Below are 15,934 nucleotides of genomic sequence, written 5' to 3' on the forward strand. Positions count from 1 at the left end.
TCCGACACCGTGCCCCGCCGCCCCCGTCCACCATGATTCGCATGACGGGACCGCGAAAGGCCTACACGTTGCTCACCGTGGCCGCCATCGGGGTGGCGGTGCTGGCCTGGCGGATAGGGGTCGACAAGGCCAACGCCCTGGTGGGCCTGGCCGGCGTCTTCGCCGCGAGCGCGCTCGGGCTGCTGTCCCTGTTCAGCGCGATCGACCCACGGCTGTCCCGGGCGGCGACGGACGCCGCCGCCCTGCCGCCGGGGGCGACCCCGGCCGCGCCCGACGCGCCGGCCGGGGCCACCGCCCCGCCGGCCGGCCCGGGTTCGCGCCGCGGCTGGCGACGCTGGGGGCTGCCGGCGGGGATCGCCGTACTGCTGCTGGTGATCGTCGGTACGGTGGCCGTGCTCTCCTGGCCGACGGACCGTACGCCGGACGCGCGGGGTGCCTCCCCGACGACCTCCGTCGACGCCGCGTCGGGCGGCCCCACCGGCACGTCGGCCCCGGTCGGGTCCACGCCCACCGTCGGTCCGTCCGGGGCGACGCCCACCACCACCCCGGCGACCCCGGACCCGGGTCCGGACGGGCCGACGGCCGGCCCCGCGCCCACCCCCACGCCGACCAGGGGGCCGGTGGGGCCGGACTGGGTGCCGCCGGCGGGCGCACCGCACTGGACCCTGCTCGCCGAGGACTCGGTCTATTTCCTGCCGAGGCCCCGGGTAGCGCGGGGCACCGGCGCGGGCACCCTGATCTTCCAGGCGCAGCACCACCAGCTCGCCCTCTACAACTGGACCGACGACCCGACCGACCTCAGCTACGAGGGCTGCCGGAATCCGAAGGCGCAGCGGTATCCGAGCATCGACCTCGAACAGCTCGAACCCACCCCGGTCACCTACTGCCAGCCCGACCCGGGCGACCCGACGGTGGTCAACTACGTCCGGATCGACCGCAACCGCTACCAGGCGACGCCGGCCTCGGTCGACGTCACCGTCTGGTCGGTCCGCTCCTGACCGACCACCGCCTCCCGGTCCCGTGGGTCGTGGCGGGGAGCGGCCCGCCTCCCGTCACGGTCGTGCAGGGGTACGGGCGGTGGCGGGTGGCATCGAAATGCGTTGCCCGCTCGCACCGCCGCGCATAGCGTGATCCGCGCAAGGTCAACCAGTCGAACCGGGAGCACGCCATGACGTCGCCGCACCTCACCAGCGCGTGGCCGACGCTACCCGTCGACGGTGATCGAGCCGAACATCCCCGGGACGGGAATCCCGACTGACGCGTGCCCGTACGCGCCGGCCGCCCCGTCCCACCCGAGGACCGGGCGGCCTTCGTCGTCCGGGCCGACCTCCGGCGGCGGACTCGTCCGGGCCGGCCGCACTCCGGACGGGTGACTCCGCCCGCCGGCCCGATCGACCCACCGACCGCGAAGGGAGAGCCCGGTGGACGCCGTCCTCGTCATCAACGCCGACCTCGGCCCGCTGCACCGGGTCACCGTCCAACACGCGATCCGGATGCTGTGCCGTCGGGTCGCCGAGATCCACGAGGCCGAGCCGGACCGGGTGATCGGGATCTTCCCCGTCCCCCGGGTGGTCCGCCTCGTCCGGTACGTCGTCACCCGCTGGCGGTTCAGCGCCGGCCCGGCCTGGTCCCGGGCGGGGGTGCTGCGCCGCGACGGTGGGCGGTGCGGGTACTGCGGCGCTCCGGCCAGCACCGTCGACCACGTGCTGCCCCGTTCACGCGGCGGCGGCAACACCTGGCGGAACACCACCGCCGCCTGTTACCCGTGCAACCAGCGCAAGGGTGACCGGACCCCGGCCGAGGCGGACATGCCGCTGCGGCGGGAACCGGCGACGCCGAGTTGGGCGAGCCTCGCCGGGCGGTGACCGGACCGGCCGGCGGGCACAGGGGGTCGCGTCGGGTACGCCCGGTGCGACGCCCGCCGGCCCCACCGCCCTCATGATCGACTCACTGTCGCCGAGGTAGCGGTATCCGCTGGCTCGGATACCGCTACGTCACCGCCGGTGCGGCCGGGTCACTGACCACCGGACGGGGACCAGGGAAAGTCGGGCGGACGCCGTTCGTGGTGGGCGGCGACCCCCTCGCGGGCCTCGCCGCTGTCCTGCACCTTCCGGTGCCACCAGGCGATCCGGGCCGGCCCGGCCCGGTCGTCGATGATCTCCTTGGCGGCGGCGATGCTGAGCTGGGAGCGGGCGGCGATGGCGGCGGTGATCGCGGAGACCCGGCCGGGCAGGTCGTCGACCACCTCGTCGGCCAGGCCGACCCGCAGCGCCCGTTCGGCGTCGATCAGTTCGGCGGTGAAGATCAGGAACTTGGCCGTGGACGGGCCGACGAGCCGGGTCAGCCGCCGGGTGGCCGGTGCCGGGTAGACCAGCCCGAGCCGGGCCGGCGGCACCCCGAACCGGGCGTCCGGGGCGGTGATCCGCAGGTCGCAGGCGACCGCGAGCAGGCAGCCACCGCCGACGCAGGGGCCCTGCACCGCCGCGACGGTGGGCTTGGCGAACGCGGCCAACCGTTCCTCGGCGGCGACCGCGATGCCCGCGTCCCCGTTCGCGTCCAGCAGTTCGTCGAGGTCACCGAGATCGGCACCGGCGCAGAACGCCCCGTCGGCGCCGGTGAGCACCAGGGCGCGCACGGCCGGGTCGGCCTCCAGCCCGTCCAGCAGCACGGGCAGCCGCCGCCACATGGCCGGCGTCATCGCGTTGCGCCGGCCGGGGTTACGGATCGTCACCGTCGCCACCGCGCCGGTCACCCCGACGGTCAACTCCGCGTCCGACACCGTCGCACCCCTCTCGTCGTGTCACCGGTGCGGCGACCATAACGGCGCGGGCCCGACGACCACCCGGGAGGGGTGGCCGCCGGGCCCACCGACGCAGGGGTCAGGTCAGGACACGTCGAGCGCGGTGTCGTCGACCACGAAGGACGTCCGCAGCGAGGCGTCCTCGGTGCCGGTGAACTTCAGGGTCACGCTCTGGCCGGCGTACGCGGCCAGCGAGAACGAACGCTGGGTGTACCCGGTGGCCTTGTTCAGGTTCGAGTAGGTCGCCAGGGTCGCCAGCACGGTGCCGGAGGAGTTCAGCACCTGCACGGTCAGCTTGTCGTACGCGGTGGTCGTGGTGACCTCCCGCGAGTCGATGTGCAGCCAGAAGCTGAAGTTGTACGTCGCGCAGCCGGCCGGCAGGCTCACCGACTGGGAGAGCGTCTCGGTCAGGGTGCCACCGGTGCCGCCCAGCCAGGCGTTCCAGGTGCCCCCGTGGGTGGGCTGGCTGGCGCCGTTCTGCCCGATGACGCCCGTGCTGGCCGACCAGACCGTGTTGCCGGACTCGAAGCCGGGGTTGCCCAGCAGCTGGCCGGCGGTGCAGCTGCCACCGACGCTGCTCACGGTCAGCGCGTAGCTGGCCGAGTGGGCCACCGCGCCGGTGCCGGTGACCGTCACCGTGTAGCTGCCGGCCGGGGTGCCGGCCGAGGTGGCGATGGTCAGGGTCGACGCGGCGCCCGAGGTCACCGAGGCGGGGCTGAACGTCGCGGTCGCGCCGGTCGGCAGGCCGGACGCGGAGAACGTCACGGTCTGCGCGGTGCCGCTGGTGGTCGCGGTGGAGACGGTGGTGGCGACCGAACCGCCCGCGGTCACCGAGCCGGAGGTCGGGGAGAGCGTGACGGAGAAGTCGTTACCGGTCGAGGAGCAGGGGGCGTCGCTGCCGGAGACGGCCACCGCGGTCCACGCCGCCTGGACGGCCTTGTACTCGGTGGAGCAGCTGCCGTACAGGTCGGTCGCCGCCTTGAGGCTGTACGCGCGGGCGGTGTTGGCCGGGGTGCTGGTGTTGACGTACGACGTGTTGGAGGTGAAGTACACGTCCAGGGCGCGGAACCAGATCTTCTCGGCCTTCTCCCGGCCGATGCCGGTGACCGCCGGGGCGGAGCCGCAGACCGGCGAGGTGCCGTACGACGTCGCGCCGGTGCCCTCGGCGAGGTTGAAGAAGAAGTGGTTGCCGACGCCGGAGGAGTAGTGCACGTCCTTGTTCTTGGTGCTGGTGGTCCAGCAGGAGTCGGACGAGCCGTCCAGCGACGGGTTGTACATGTAGCGCAGCGGGGTGCCGTTGCCGTTGATGTTGATCTTCTCGCCGACCTGGTAGTCGCCCGGGTCGCTCGGCGCGGCGGCGTAGAACTCGACCATGTTGCCGAAGATGTCGCTGGTGGACTCGTTGAGGCCGCCCGACTCGCCGGAGTAGACCAGGCCGGAGACGGCCTCGGTGACGCCGTGGCTCATCTCGTGGCCGGCCACGTCGAGGGAGACCAGCGGCCGGGAGTTGCTGGCGCCGTCGCCGTAGGTCATCTGGGCGCCGTCCCAGAAGGCATTGATGTAGTTGCGGCCGTAGTGCACCCGGCTCGGCACGCCCGCGCCGTTGCCGAAGATGCCGTTGCGGCCGTGCACGTTCTTGAAGTAGTCGAACGTCTTGGCCGCGCCGAAGTGGGCGTCGACGCCGGCGGACTGCCGGTTGGCGTTGGTGCCGTCGCCCCAGGCGTTGTCGGCGTCGGTGAACGTGGTGCAGGTGGTGGTGCCGTTGTTCATGTCGCAGGTGCGGCCGTTGCCGTGCGACGGGTCGATCATCTGGTAGGTGCTGCCGGAGAGCGTGGTGTCGATGCTGACCGAGCCGGTGTAGATGCCCTGCCCGCTGCCGACCACCGACTCGATCTCGTCGTGCGCGCCGATGACCCGGCCGGTGACGGCGTCGGTGATCACGTGCAGCTTCGACGGGGTCTGCTGGTCGGCCTTCCAGCCGGACAGCACGGTCTCCCAGGCGAGCCGACCCTTGCCGGAGGTGGCGTCGACGAAGAGTTCCGGCGTACCCACCTCGGTGATCGTGCCGGAGAACGCCTTGCGGGCCGTCGCGCCGGCCGCCGCCGGGCTGATCTTGGCGGTGGTGCCGAGGGTCAGCGGGGCGGCCAGGCCGACCGAGGTGCCGGCGAGGGTGCCGTTGGGCGCGGTGTGGATGACGAAGTCACCGCCGTACACCCGCAGCCCCTGGTAGGTACGGGTGTAGCGGGTGTGCGCGGCGCCGTTGGCATCGACCTTGGTGCGGACCGCCTGGTACGCCTCCGCGCTGGTGCCCTGGACCGCGCCCGGGTTGCTGCGCAGCAGGCTCTCGGCGCGGGCGGCGGGGGCGGCATCGGGGGCGGGGGCGGGGGGAGCCGCGTGCGCTGCGGTGGCGACGCAGGTCAGCATTCCGCTGGTGAGCAGAGCTGCGCTGACGGCGGCGAGGGGTCTTTTCACGTGCCCTCCTGGCAAGGGAAAGATGTGACGGGGGTAGTCACGCATGTAGATATAGCGATACATCCGGGAAAAGAGAAGGGGTGGCGCGGTTCCATGACACGACACTGGCCGAACGGAGGACGGTTCTCACCGGGGGAACCGATTGACGTCGATGCGCGTCCGATCGGCATGAGATCATCCGCCCTGGTCCTGGCGGCCGTCACGGCCGCCGCCGCGCTACTGACCGGCTGCTCAGCGGCCGAGCCGGGAACCCCCACGCCACCAGCGGCCACGACCGCGCCCACCCCCACCGGCAGCACCCCGACCGGGGCCGGGGCCAGCCCGGACGACCCCGACGCCCCGGACGCCGGGTCCACCGGCGTCGACCGGGTCACCCTGACCCGCTTCGGCGGCTTCGCCGGCAACCGGGACACGGTGACCGTCGAGCCCGACGGCCGGTGGACGACGACCGACCGGGCGGGCGCACGGCGGACCGGGCGGCTCGACGCGACGGCGCTCGACCGGCTGCGGACGCTCACCGGCCCGGCCACCCGCGCGGACGCCGGCGGCCCAGCCGACGACGGCTGCGCCGACACCTACCTCTACCAGCTCACCGTCGGGGCACGCCGGGTCGACTGGACCGACTGCCCGACCGGCCCGCAACCACCGGCCGCCGCGCAGGAACTCGCCGCCCTGCTGCTGAAGACCACCACGACCGGCTGACCGTGATCCGCGCCCGACCAGCGGTCGCGTCGACCGGTGGCGTGGCTCACCCGGCCTGCCCGGCCGGACGCGATCCGGGGTGACACCTGTCGGATAACCTACCCGCTGGAGAATCCCGCGAGGAGCGTTGTGCCCAAGAGACGACCCGCCGGTCCCGGCCACCCGCACGACCCGCGCCCGGCCGGCCCGCGCCGCCGGCCCGGACCGGTCGCGGTGCTGCCGGCGGTCGTCGCCACCGTCCTGGCCACGGGGTGCGCGGTCGCCGACGTCGAACGACCGACGCCGCCCACCCCGACACCGGTGGCGCGGACGTTGCGGACCCCGGACACCCTGCTGGGGCTGCCCCGCTCGGGCACGCCGCTGCCCGCCGGACTGCCCCGGTTCCGGCTCAACGAGCTGACCCGCGAGGCCACCCCGGCCACCAGCACCGTCGAGGGGGTCTACGGGCGGGGTCGACCCACCCCGGAGACGATCGTGGTGAGCGCCGTCTCGGGCACCGTCGCCGACCCGCAGGCCACGCTGGCCCGGCTGCTCAAGCCGTACCGGATTCCGAAGCCCCGGTCGGTGGAGTTCGGCAGATACGGCGGCGAGGCCCGGTGCGGGCGCGGACGGACCGCCGACGAGGGCCACCTCACCGCCTGCGCCTGGGCCGATCCGGAGGTCGCCGGGGTGGTGGTCTTCCTGACCGCCACCAAACAGCCGGACCGCAAGGAGGACTTCCTCACCATCCGCGACGAGCTGGAACAGCCCACCGGCTGACCGGCCCGCCACCCCGGGTCAGCCGGTGACGCCCGGCACCACCCGGAAGCGTTCGGCGACGGCGAGGGTGTCGTCGTCCACCCGGAACCCGGGATCACCCAGCCAGCCCAGGTAGTCCGACCCGTGCCAGTAGTCCTCGTGGCCGGCCCGCCAGGCCGCCACCGAGTCGTACCCCTCCCCCTCGTCGCGGGCGTGGTCGAGGTCGACGTCCCCGAGCCGGACCACCCGCACCCCGGTCACCTCGATCACCGCGACCGGGCGGTCGGCGGAGTCGACCACCACCGCCCGGTCACCCACCGCCGGCAACGGCTCGCCGTCACGCTCGTAGTCCTGGAGCAGGCCCGTGGTGGTGGTCTTCGCCCCGCCGAGCACGGCGGCGACCAGTTGGTCACGCAACGGACCGGGAAAGGCGAACTCGCACTTCGGCAGGTCGGGAAAACTCGGCGTGGTCACCGGGCGACGGTAGCCCGGCGACCACGCCGCCCACACCCGCAATACCGACGTCGCCGGGTCAGGCCCGGGGGAACATCTGGCCGATCCGGATCCGGTTGCCGAACGGGTCACGGATGCCGAAGTCGATGCCGTACGGCCGCTCGGTCGGCTCGTCGGTGATGTCGACGCCCTTGGCGACCAGATCCTCGTACGTCTTGTGCGCGTCGTCGGTGGTGATGCTCAGCCACCCGCCGATCGCGCCCTTGGTCAGCAGCTCCCGGACCTGCTCGGCGGTCGCCGGGTCCAGCGCGGGCGGGCCGGGCTTCTCCAGCAGCACCTCGCGCTGCGGGTCGCCGGGCACGTTGACGGTCAGCCACCGCATGAAGCCCAGATCCTGGTCGGTGTTGACCTCGAAGCCCAGCTTGCCGACGTAGAAGTCGAGCGCCTCGTCCTGGTCGAGGACGTAGATCTGGGAGCGGGTGATCGCGTTCATCGTCATGCCCGGAACGCTATGCCAGGCCCCTGACCTGCTGCTTATCCAAAACTGCTGGGCCTGGTCCAGGCTTTGGTGAAGCAGCTCGGCACCGTCGTGTCGCCGGCCGACCGGCGGCTGCGGTACCCGCTCGGTGACTCGCCGACGATCTGCCGGAAGGTGCGGCTGAACGAGCCGAGACTGCTGAACCCGACGGCGAAACAGATGTCGGTGACGTCCCGGCCGGTCTCCACCAGCATCGACATCGCCCGTTCCACCCGACGTCGTTGCAGGTAGCGGTGCGGTGTCTCGCCGAAGGTGGCCCGGAAGGTACGGATGAAGTGCGCCTCGGACACCAGCGCGATCCGGGCCAGCGCCGGGATGTCCAGCGGTTCGGCGTACGCCCGGTCCATCGCGTCCCGGGCCCGCAGCATGGCCCGGTTCGACTGCTCCACCGCACGACTCATCGGCCCCCGCCCGTCGTCCTAGCTCCGCGCCGACCAGGCTACCCAGCCGGACCGACCGGCGGGGTCCCGCCGCGACCGGCGACCGGTGGGCCCTGCGGGGATCCGGAAGGCTCAGCAACCGCTCCACCGGAGACCTGCGGGCCGGCGGCCCTGCCGACGACCAGACCGTTGTCGGCGATCGCCTCGGGGACGACGCGGGTCACCGGGCCCGAGACGGCACTGCGCAGCGGAACCCGGCGATCAAGGTGATCGACCACCGAGTCGGAGAGCAGGCCACCGGCGGCTTTGACGCCCGTCATGGCGGTCAGTCCCGGCCTGACCGGGGTCGCTACCCCGGTGCGCAGGTCCCACCGCACCATCTGCCTGTACTCGCCGTCCGCCGTGTCGGCCACCTGGCCGATCGCCCAGTTCCCCCGGGCCGCCCGCACCGTCGACTTCACGGCCCCGGGCGCGGTGAGCCGGTCGATCCGCCCGTCGGGACGACGCACCCAGGCGACGGGCGGCGGGGTGACCCCGCGCCCGGCGGCACCACGCGCCCCGGCACCGTGCGACGAGCGGTCCTCCTCGGCGGGGACCTCACCGACGATGGTGCCGTCGTCGAGGACCGCCACCGGTATGCCGCCGGGCTCAAGAACCTCGACGGTGTCCGGCCGGTCGACCGGCCAGCGCAGGGTCACCGGTTCCTCCAGGTAACCGCCGTAGCCGACGATGTCCCCTCGGCTGTTGACGGCCGTGACATAGCCGACGATCCCGTTCGGCGGCAGGGACGGCCACTCCACCCGGCCGTCCCGGTAGCGCCACGGTCGGTTGCCGGTGCTGGTGGAACCGTCGCCGACCGGGACGCCGTCCCGGTTGACGGCCACGAGCAGACCGGGTGATCTCGTCAACACGGTGACGCGCGGGCCGTCCCACCGCAGCAGCAGCGACTCCTGCCCCTGATCGGTGGCCCGCCGGCCGGTGCCGACGCTGGGTCCTCCCACTCAACCAGCTCGATCCGCATACCGGAAGTGACCGGTCGGTCACGCAAGCGGCGGCGGGAGCGTACGCCCGGCCGCTGTCGACGGATCGACAAGCGGCAACGCCAGTGGCGGCCGTGCTGTGGAATTGGAGCCCCCGGCCGGGATCGAACCGGCGACATCTCGCTTACAAGGCGAGTGCTCTGGCCAGCTGAGCTACAGGGGCGCGTGGTGCGAGGTCAGCATAGCGACTGACGTCGGGAAATCCCGGCCGGCAGGGTCCCCGAGCATGGAAAACGTCAATCTCACGCCCGCACCGCCGACGAATTGACGCGCCGGACCCCCGTCAGGCGAGGGGATTGATGCCCGGCCGTGCCCGCCTGACCGAAATGCGTATGCCGTCCGTCCCACTCGGTGTATCCCGTCTTGGCAGGGATGGAAATCCCGTTTACCGTGCAGTGACACGGATGACACCCGGGGTCGGCCACGGCTGCCCTCCGGATGTGGTCCGCGGGGTCGGCACCGTGGGTGCCGACAGCTCCTTCACTCGGATCGTCCGGCACGTTCCTGCCGGTGAAAGGAAGCGCACCACCATGGCTACGGTCACCTACGCGAAGGCGTCCCGGATCTACCCGGGCACCGAACGCCCCGCCGTCAACCAGCTCGACCTCCAGATCGGCGACGGGGAGTTCCTCGTCCTGGTCGGCCCGTCGGGTTGCGGCAAGTCCACCAGCCTGCGGATGCTCGCCGGCCTGGAGGACGTCGACGACGGCGCGATCTACATCGACGACCGGGACGTCACCCACCTCCCGCCGAAGGCCCGCGACATCGCGATGGTCTTCCAGAACTACGCCCTCTACCCGCACATGTCGGTGTACGAGAACATGGCGTTCGCCCTCAAGCTGCGCAAGACCCCGAAGGCCGAGATCGACCGGCGGGTCAAGGAGGCGGCCGGCCTGCTCCAACTGGAGGAGTACCTCAGCCGCAAGCCGAAGGCGCTCTCCGGTGGTCAGCGCCAGCGGGTCGCGATGGGCCGGGCGATCGTCCGCGAGCCGCAGGTCTTCCTCATGGACGAGCCGCTGTCGAACCTCGACGCCAAGCTCCGCGTGCAGACCCGTACCCAGATCGCCTCGCTCCAGGCGAAGCTGGGCATCACCACGGTCTACGTCACCCACGACCAGGTCGAGGCCATGACCATGGGCCACCGGGTGGCGGTCATGCTCGACGGCGTCCTCCAGCAGGTGGACACCCCGCGGGCGCTCTACGACACCCCGGCCAACGTGTTCGTCGCCGGCTTCATGGGCTCCCCCGCCATGAACATCAAGACCGTGCCGCTCAACGAGCGGGGTGCGGCCTTCGCCGAGATGCACATCCCGCTGACCCGCGAGCAGGTCGAGGCGGCCCGCAGCGAGGGTGGCGACAACCGGGTCACCGTCGGTTTCCGCCCGGAGGACTGCGACCTGGTCAGCCCGACCGAGGGCGGCATGCCGGTCGTGGTCGAGCTGGTCGAGGACCTCGGCTCGGACGCCAACGTCTACGGCCACGCCGCGCTGGAGGGCCACGAGGAGCGTTTCGTGGTCCGCACCGACCGGCGGAACATGCCGAACATGGGTGACACCGTGTTCGTCAAGCCGCGCGCCGGCCGCAGCCACGTCTTCAACGCGGCCACCGGCCACCGCATCTGATCCACCTGCGAAAGGGGCGGTCCGCTTCGGCGGGCCGCCCCTTTCGTCGTACGTCGTTCCCGGCACCTGCCGACGCCGGCAGCCGGTCAGCCCTCCACGGCGCGGCGGCGGGCCACCTCGGCGAGGGTGACGGCGGCGGCGACGCTGGCGTTCAACGACTCCACGTCCGAGATCATCGGGATGCTGACGGTCAGGTCACAGGTCTCCCCGACCAGCCGGGACAGCCCGCGCCCCTCGGAGCCGACCACCACGACCAGCGGACCGACGGCGGCCTCCAGGTCGTACAGGTCGGTGTCGCCGTCGGCATCCAGGCCGACCACCATGAAACCGGCGTCCTGACACGCCTTCAACGACCGGGTCAGGTTGGTGACCTGGGCGACCGGCACCCGCGCCGCCGCGCCGGCACTGGTCCGCCAGGCGGTCGCGGTGATCCCGGCGGCCCGCCGCTCCGGTACGAACACACCCTGCGCGCCGAACGCGGCGGCCGACCGGATCACCGCACCCAGGTTGCGCGGGTCGGTCACCCCGTCCAGCGCGACCAGCAGCGGGGCGGGCTGCTCCAGGGAGGCCGCCAGCAGGTCCTCGAACAGTTCGTAGGCGAACGGCGGCACCTGGAGACCGACACCCTGGTGCAGCACACCGCCGGTCATCCGGTCCAGCTCGGCCCGGCTGATCTCCAGGATGGCGATGCCCCGGTCGGCGGCCGTCCGGGTGATCTCGTTGACCCGGTCGTCGGCGTCGATGCCCTGCGCGGTGTAGAGGGCGGTCGCCGGCACCTGGGCACGCAGCGACTCCAGCACCGGGTTGCGGCCCACCAGCAGCTCCGGGCTGTCCCGCGACGGGTTCGACTTGCGCCCCGGCGCGACCCGGGGGCCACCGCGGCCCGCGCCCGCGCCACCCCGGCCGGCCGCGCCGCCTCGGCCACCACCGCCGGCCCGGACGGGGGCGACGCCCCGGGTGCCCCTGCCCCAGGTGGTGTCCTTGGTGCCCGGCTGGCCGATCTTGGGAGCGCGGCCCTCCTCGGCCGCCGCCCGGCGCTCCTTGTCCTGCTTCCAGGCGGTGCGCTGGGGCAGCTTCTCGGTCCCCGAGTACGCCTTGTGCCAGGGACGCTCGTCGGCGGGCAGGGTCTTGCCCCGGCCCGCGAGGGAATCCTTGTTCTTGCCGCCGGAGCCCTTGGGGGCACCCGCCTTCGACGTCAGTCGCCGGCCACGGCGCTGCGAGTTGCCGGCCATCAGTCCTGCTCTCCAATAGTCCAACGGGGGCCCTGCGGGGTGTCCTCGACCACCACGCCGGCCTGTTTGAGCTGGTCGCGTACGGCGTCCGCAGCGGTCCAGTCCTTGCGGCTGCGGGCCTGCGCGCGCTGCTCCAGGGCCAGCGCGACCAGGGAGTCCACCACGCCCCGCAGGTCGTCGACGCGCCCGCCGCCGGTCCAGGCCGGGTCGAGGGGGTCGACGCCGAGGATATCCAGCATCGCCCGGGTGGCGGCGAGGGTGGTGCGGACCGTCACATCGTCGCCGTCGGCCAGCGCGGTGTTGCCGTCACGCAGCGTGGCCTGGAGGACGGCGAGCGCGGCGGAGGTGTTCAGGTCGTCGTCCATCGCGGCCACGAACCCGGCGGGCAGCTCCCCGAGCTGCCCCGCGCCGACCCGCTCCACGGCCCGCTGGACGAACCCCTCGATCCGCCGGTACGCCACCGCGGCCTCGCGCAGCGCGTCCTCCGAGTAGTCGATCCGGGACCGGTAGTGCGCCGCCGCGTAGTAGTAGCGCAGTTCCACCGGTCGCACCCCGAGCGAGTCGACGTAGTCGAGGTCGAGGGCGTTGCCGAGCGACTTGCCCATCTTGGCGCCGCCGATGCTGAGCAGCCCGTGGTGCACCCACCAGCGGGCGAAGGGCAGCCCGGCGGCCTGCGACTGGGCGATCTCGTTCTCGTGGTGCGGGAAGGTCAGGTCGAGCCCACCACCGTGGATGTCGAACTCCGCGCCGAGGTAACGCAGGCACATCGCCGAGCACTCGATGTGCCAGCCGGGACGGCCCCGGCCCCACGGGGAGGGCCAGTAGGCGTCGGCCGGCTCGTCCGGCTTGACGCCCTTCCACAGCGCGAAGTCCCGGGGGTCCCGCTTGCCGCGCTCCGGGGCGTCCCCGGCGGACTGCATGTCGTCCGGCGACTGGCCGGACAGCGACCCGTACGCCGGCCAGGAGGCCACGTCGAAGTAGACGTCACCGGACCCGTCGGTGGCCGGGTAGGCGTGACCGGTTTCGATCAGCCGGGCGATCAGCTCGTGCATCTCCGGGATGTGCCCGGTCGCCCTCGGCTCGTACGTCGGCGGCAGCACGTTCAACGCCCGGTAGGACCGGGCCAGGACCAGCTCGTTGGCGTACGCGATGGACCAGAACGGGCGGCCCTGCTCCTGCGCCTTGACGAGGATCTTGTCGTCGATGTCGGTCACGTTGCGGATGAAGGTGACCTCGAAGCCGGCGGCCGACAGCCAACGCCGCAACACGTCGTAGTTGACGCCGGAGCGAAGGTGACCGATGTGCGGCGGCGCCTGGAGGGTGAGACCACACAGGTAGACCCCCACCTTGCCGGTTTCCCGCGGAACGAAGTCCCGCACCGATCGGGCGGCGGTGTCATACAGGCGTAGCGTCACCGTACCAGGGTAGCTGTCCGTGCTTTCCCGGGTCGGCCCGAGCCGGGTCGTACGCTGCCTGCTGTGGAGACGACGGCGGCCCCCGGCGAGCCGGGCAACCAGGTGCCTGCGGGTGGCGAGACGGCGCAGACCCTGGACCGGGGCCTGCGCCTGCTGCACCTGGTGGCCGACGCGTCGGCCGGATTGACCATCACCGAGGCCGCCCACCGGCTCGGCATCGGCCGGGCCGCCGTCTACCGGCTGGTGAGCGCGCTGACCGGACACGGGATGCTGCGTCGGGGCGGCGACGGCCGGCTGCGCCTCGGCGTCGGCGTGCTGCACCTGGCCCGACGCGCCCAGCCGCTGCTGGCCGAGGGGGCCCTGCCCGCCCTGCGCCGGCTCGCCGAACAGACCGGGGCGACCGCGCACCTGACCGTGGTGGAGGGCGGCGAGGGGGTCGCCCTGGCCGTGGTCGAGCCGAGCTGGACGTCGTTCCACGTGGCGTACCGGCCGGGGGCCCGGCACCCGCTGGAACGCGGGGCCGCCGGGCGGGCCGTCCTCGCCGGGCGGGCCGGCCACGCGGGCCCGGTGAGCACCGCCGGGGAACTCCAGGCCGGGGCGTACGGGGTGGCCGCGCCGGTGCTCGGGGTGCCCGGCCTGGAGGCGAGCGTCGGGGTGATCTCGCTGGCCCCGCTGCCGGTCGACACGGTCGGCCCGCAGGTCACCGCCGCCGCCCGGACCATCGCCACCGCCCTGTCCTGACCCTCCCGGCCCCGGGGATGATCGACTCACGTGGGCCTTGGTAGCGGTCTCCCGCCGAGTCGCACCCCGCAACTTCGGCCCAGGTGAGTCGATCAAGACGCGCCATCGCCGGCCGCCCACCTGTCCGCGCGACGGAAGGGGGCGGCTGGATCGTGGGCGGCGGATCGGTTGCGCCGCCTTACCACATGGCACGGTGTGAGGGGGCTTGTCCACAGGGGCGGGGGGCGCGGGCGGGCGCGGTTGTCCACAGGGGTGTCGCCGGACGGCCAGGCGGCCCGAGGCTGGTGTCATGCCACCTCAACCGCATCGGCCGGAGGCCCTCGCCTGGCAGGTGTTCCGCGGCTCGGACGCGATCCGGCGCGGCCTGCTCACCCGACACCAACTACGCGGGGCAGCCTGGCTCCGCCTCGGTCACGACGTGTACGCCGACGCCCGCCTCGACCGGGACCACGCCCTGATCTGCCGCGCCGCCATCCTGCGGATGCCCGCCGGATCGGTCATCGCCGGCCCGTCGGCGGCGTACCTGCACGGGGTGGAGCACGCCGCCGGCTTCGGTGACGAGGTGCACGTGCTCGTGCCCCGGGCGGCGCGGGTCGGCTCCCAGGGAGCCACCACGGCCACCTCCCCCGGTGGCGTCCGGCTCCGCTCCGCCGGTGGGGTCCGGCTCGGCTCCCCGGGTGGTATCCGGGTGCACTCGGTAGCCGACCCCGGCGGACCGGCCGGGTCCCGGCGGCCGCCCCCGTCCGACCATCACCCTGAAGCCACCCCACTCGACCTCCCCGGAACCGCCAGGTTGGACCTACCCGGAACCGCCCGGCCCGACCTCCAGGCGACCACCCGACCCGACCTACCCGGAACCGCCCGGCCCGACCTCCATGCGACCACCCGGCACGACCTCCCCGGGACCGCCGGGCACGACCCCCCTCAGACCACCAGGCTCGACCTCCCTGGGACCACCAGGCCCGATCTCCCTCGGACCACCCGACCCGACTTCCCCGGGACCACCAGGCACGACCCCCCTCAGACCACCCGACCCGACCTCCCTCGGACCACCAGGCTCGACCTCCCTGGGACCACCAGGCTCGACCGCTCTGCAGCCGTCCCACCCGGGCTGCCTGCGGCCACCACGCTCGGCCCGCCTCTGATGCCGCTCAGCCCGCCCCGGTCGTCTCCTGCGCTCGCCGCCTGGGAGACAGCGGCGTGGCTGGAGCCGGTCCGCGCGGTGGGGATCGTCGACGCACTGCTCGGTGGCGGCCTGACCAGCCCGGCCGCGCTCGCCGAGATCGCGCAGCGGTTCGCCGACCGGCGGGGCGGTCGACGGGCCAGCCGGGTCTTCGCCCTGGCCGACCCGGCCGCACAGTCGCCACCCGAGTCGCACCTGCGGGTCCGGCTCGTACTGGCCGGCCTGCCCCGGCCCGTCGCGCAGCATCCCGTACGGCTGCCGTCCGGTCTGGTGTTGCATCCCGATCTGGCGTGGCCGGAGTTCGGGGTGGCGGTGGAGTACGACGGCCACTGGCACACCGACCCGGACCAGATGCACCGGGACCGCCGCCGGCTCAACCAGTTGGTCGCTGCCGGCTGGGTCGTGCTGCATGTGACCAGCCGTCGCCTGCGGGACGACTTCCCCGCCGTGCTCCGCGACGTCCTCGCCCAACGGGGTTGGCGCCGATGATCCACTCCCTTGGGCCGATGTTGCGGTATCCCGCCCACCCCGACACCGCAATATCGCCCCCCTTGAGTCGATCATCGACGGACCACGACCGGCCAGGGCGGGACGCGGAGGGGCCCGGACGACCTCCGT

General features: G+C 73.2%; 15 protein-coding genes and 1 tRNA gene. 7 read left to right on the top strand and 9 right to left on the bottom strand.

From position 1 onward, the window contains the following. Positions 1-41: 41 nt before the first annotated feature. On the top strand, positions 42-998 hold the full coding sequence (locus FJK98_RS30105; RefSeq protein WP_145922034.1) for a hypothetical protein: 957 nt from the start codon (positions 42-44) through the stop codon (positions 996-998). Positions 999-1,421: 423 nt separating this feature from the next. Next, positions 1,422-1,865 carry an HNH endonuclease gene (locus FJK98_RS30110; protein ID WP_145922035.1) on the top strand — a complete coding sequence of 148 codons (444 nt, stop codon included), beginning with the start codon at positions 1,422-1,424 and terminating at the stop codon, positions 1,863-1,865. 149 nt (positions 1,866-2,014) lie between these two features. On the opposite strand, the gene FJK98_RS30115 is transcribed toward FJK98_RS30110, so the two are convergent. Beyond that, positions 2,015-2,779, bottom strand: a complete 765-nt coding sequence (locus FJK98_RS30115; RefSeq protein ID WP_145922036.1) for an enoyl-CoA hydratase/isomerase family protein — start codon at positions 2,777-2,779, stop codon at positions 2,015-2,017. 105 nt (positions 2,780-2,884) lie between these two features. Continuing rightward, entirely contained in the window at positions 2,885-5,272 is a 2,388-nt protein-coding gene (locus FJK98_RS30120) for a M4 family metallopeptidase (RefSeq protein ID WP_145922037.1), read from the bottom strand. 168 nt (positions 5,273-5,440) lie between these two features. On the opposite strand from FJK98_RS30120, the gene FJK98_RS30125 reads away from it, so the two are divergent. Both FJK98_RS30125 and FJK98_RS30130 read left to right on the top strand, forming a co-directional pair. Continuing rightward, complete coding sequence (locus FJK98_RS30125) at positions 5,441-5,974, top strand: hypothetical protein (RefSeq protein WP_145922038.1); 534 nt, start codon at positions 5,441-5,443, stop codon at positions 5,972-5,974. A gap of 129 nt (positions 5,975-6,103) precedes the next feature. Beyond that, positions 6,104-6,733 (top strand): hypothetical protein, encoded by a 630-nt coding sequence (locus tag FJK98_RS30130; RefSeq protein WP_145922039.1) that lies wholly within the window; start codon positions 6,104-6,106, stop codon positions 6,731-6,733. Between the two features lie 18 nt (positions 6,734-6,751). Here FJK98_RS30130 and FJK98_RS30135 read toward each other — a convergent pair whose 3' ends face one another. From FJK98_RS30135 to FJK98_RS30155, 5 genes are all read right to left on the bottom strand, one after another. Continuing rightward, entirely contained in the window at positions 6,752-7,186 is a 435-nt protein-coding gene (locus tag FJK98_RS30135; protein WP_205789281.1) for an ASCH domain-containing protein, read from the bottom strand. 58 nt (positions 7,187-7,244) lie between these two features. Next, positions 7,245-7,664: a VOC family protein gene (locus tag FJK98_RS30140; protein ID WP_145922041.1), complete on the bottom strand. Its 420-nt coding sequence runs from the start codon at positions 7,662-7,664 to the stop codon at positions 7,245-7,247. Between the two features lie 35 nt (positions 7,665-7,699). After that, positions 7,700-8,104 (bottom strand): helix-turn-helix domain-containing protein, encoded by a 405-nt coding sequence (locus FJK98_RS30145; protein ID WP_145922042.1) that lies wholly within the window; start codon positions 8,102-8,104, stop codon positions 7,700-7,702. 38 nt (positions 8,105-8,142) lie between these two features. Next, on the bottom strand, positions 8,143-9,084 hold the full coding sequence (locus tag FJK98_RS30150; protein ID WP_145922043.1) for a hypothetical protein: 942 nt from the start codon (positions 9,082-9,084) through the stop codon (positions 8,143-8,145). Between the two features lie 125 nt (positions 9,085-9,209). Then, positions 9,210-9,286, bottom strand: a tRNA-Thr gene (locus FJK98_RS30155). 367 nt (positions 9,287-9,653) lie between these two features. Between FJK98_RS30155 and FJK98_RS30160 the strand changes: the two genes are divergently transcribed. Beyond that, positions 9,654-10,745, top strand: a complete 1,092-nt coding sequence (locus tag FJK98_RS30160) for an ABC transporter ATP-binding protein (RefSeq protein WP_088643228.1) — start codon at positions 9,654-9,656, stop codon at positions 10,743-10,745. 86 nt (positions 10,746-10,831) lie between these two features. Here the strand turns inward: FJK98_RS30160 and rlmB are convergent, their stop codons facing one another. Together rlmB and cysS are read right to left on the bottom strand one after the other, a co-directional pair. Continuing rightward, positions 10,832-11,977, bottom strand: a complete 1,146-nt coding sequence (gene rlmB / locus FJK98_RS30165; RefSeq protein ID WP_145922044.1) for a 23S rRNA (guanosine(2251)-2'-O)-methyltransferase RlmB — start codon at positions 11,975-11,977, stop codon at positions 10,832-10,834. Continuing rightward, positions 11,977-13,392 carry a cysteine--tRNA ligase gene (gene cysS / locus FJK98_RS30170; RefSeq protein ID WP_145922045.1) on the bottom strand — a complete coding sequence of 472 codons (1,416 nt, stop codon included), beginning with the start codon at positions 13,390-13,392 and terminating at the stop codon, positions 11,977-11,979. The genes rlmB and cysS overlap by 1 nt, the downstream gene beginning before the upstream one ends. Positions 13,393-13,455: 63 nt before the next feature. On the opposite strand from cysS, the gene FJK98_RS30175 reads away from it, so the two are divergent. Further along, on the top strand, positions 13,456-14,133 hold the full coding sequence (locus FJK98_RS30175; protein WP_240762436.1) for an IclR family transcriptional regulator: 678 nt from the start codon (positions 13,456-13,458) through the stop codon (positions 14,131-14,133). A 289-nt stretch (positions 14,134-14,422) separates the two neighbouring features. After that, on the top strand, positions 14,423-15,805 hold the full coding sequence (locus FJK98_RS30180) for a hypothetical protein (protein ID WP_145922046.1): 1,383 nt from the start codon (positions 14,423-14,425) through the stop codon (positions 15,803-15,805). Positions 15,806-15,934: the final 129 nt, after the last annotated feature.

The sequence above is a fragment of the Micromonospora sp. HM134 genome (genome assembly GCF_007833915.1).
Taxonomy (GTDB): Bacteria; Actinomycetota; Actinomycetes; order Mycobacteriales; family Micromonosporaceae; genus Micromonospora; species Micromonospora wenchangensis.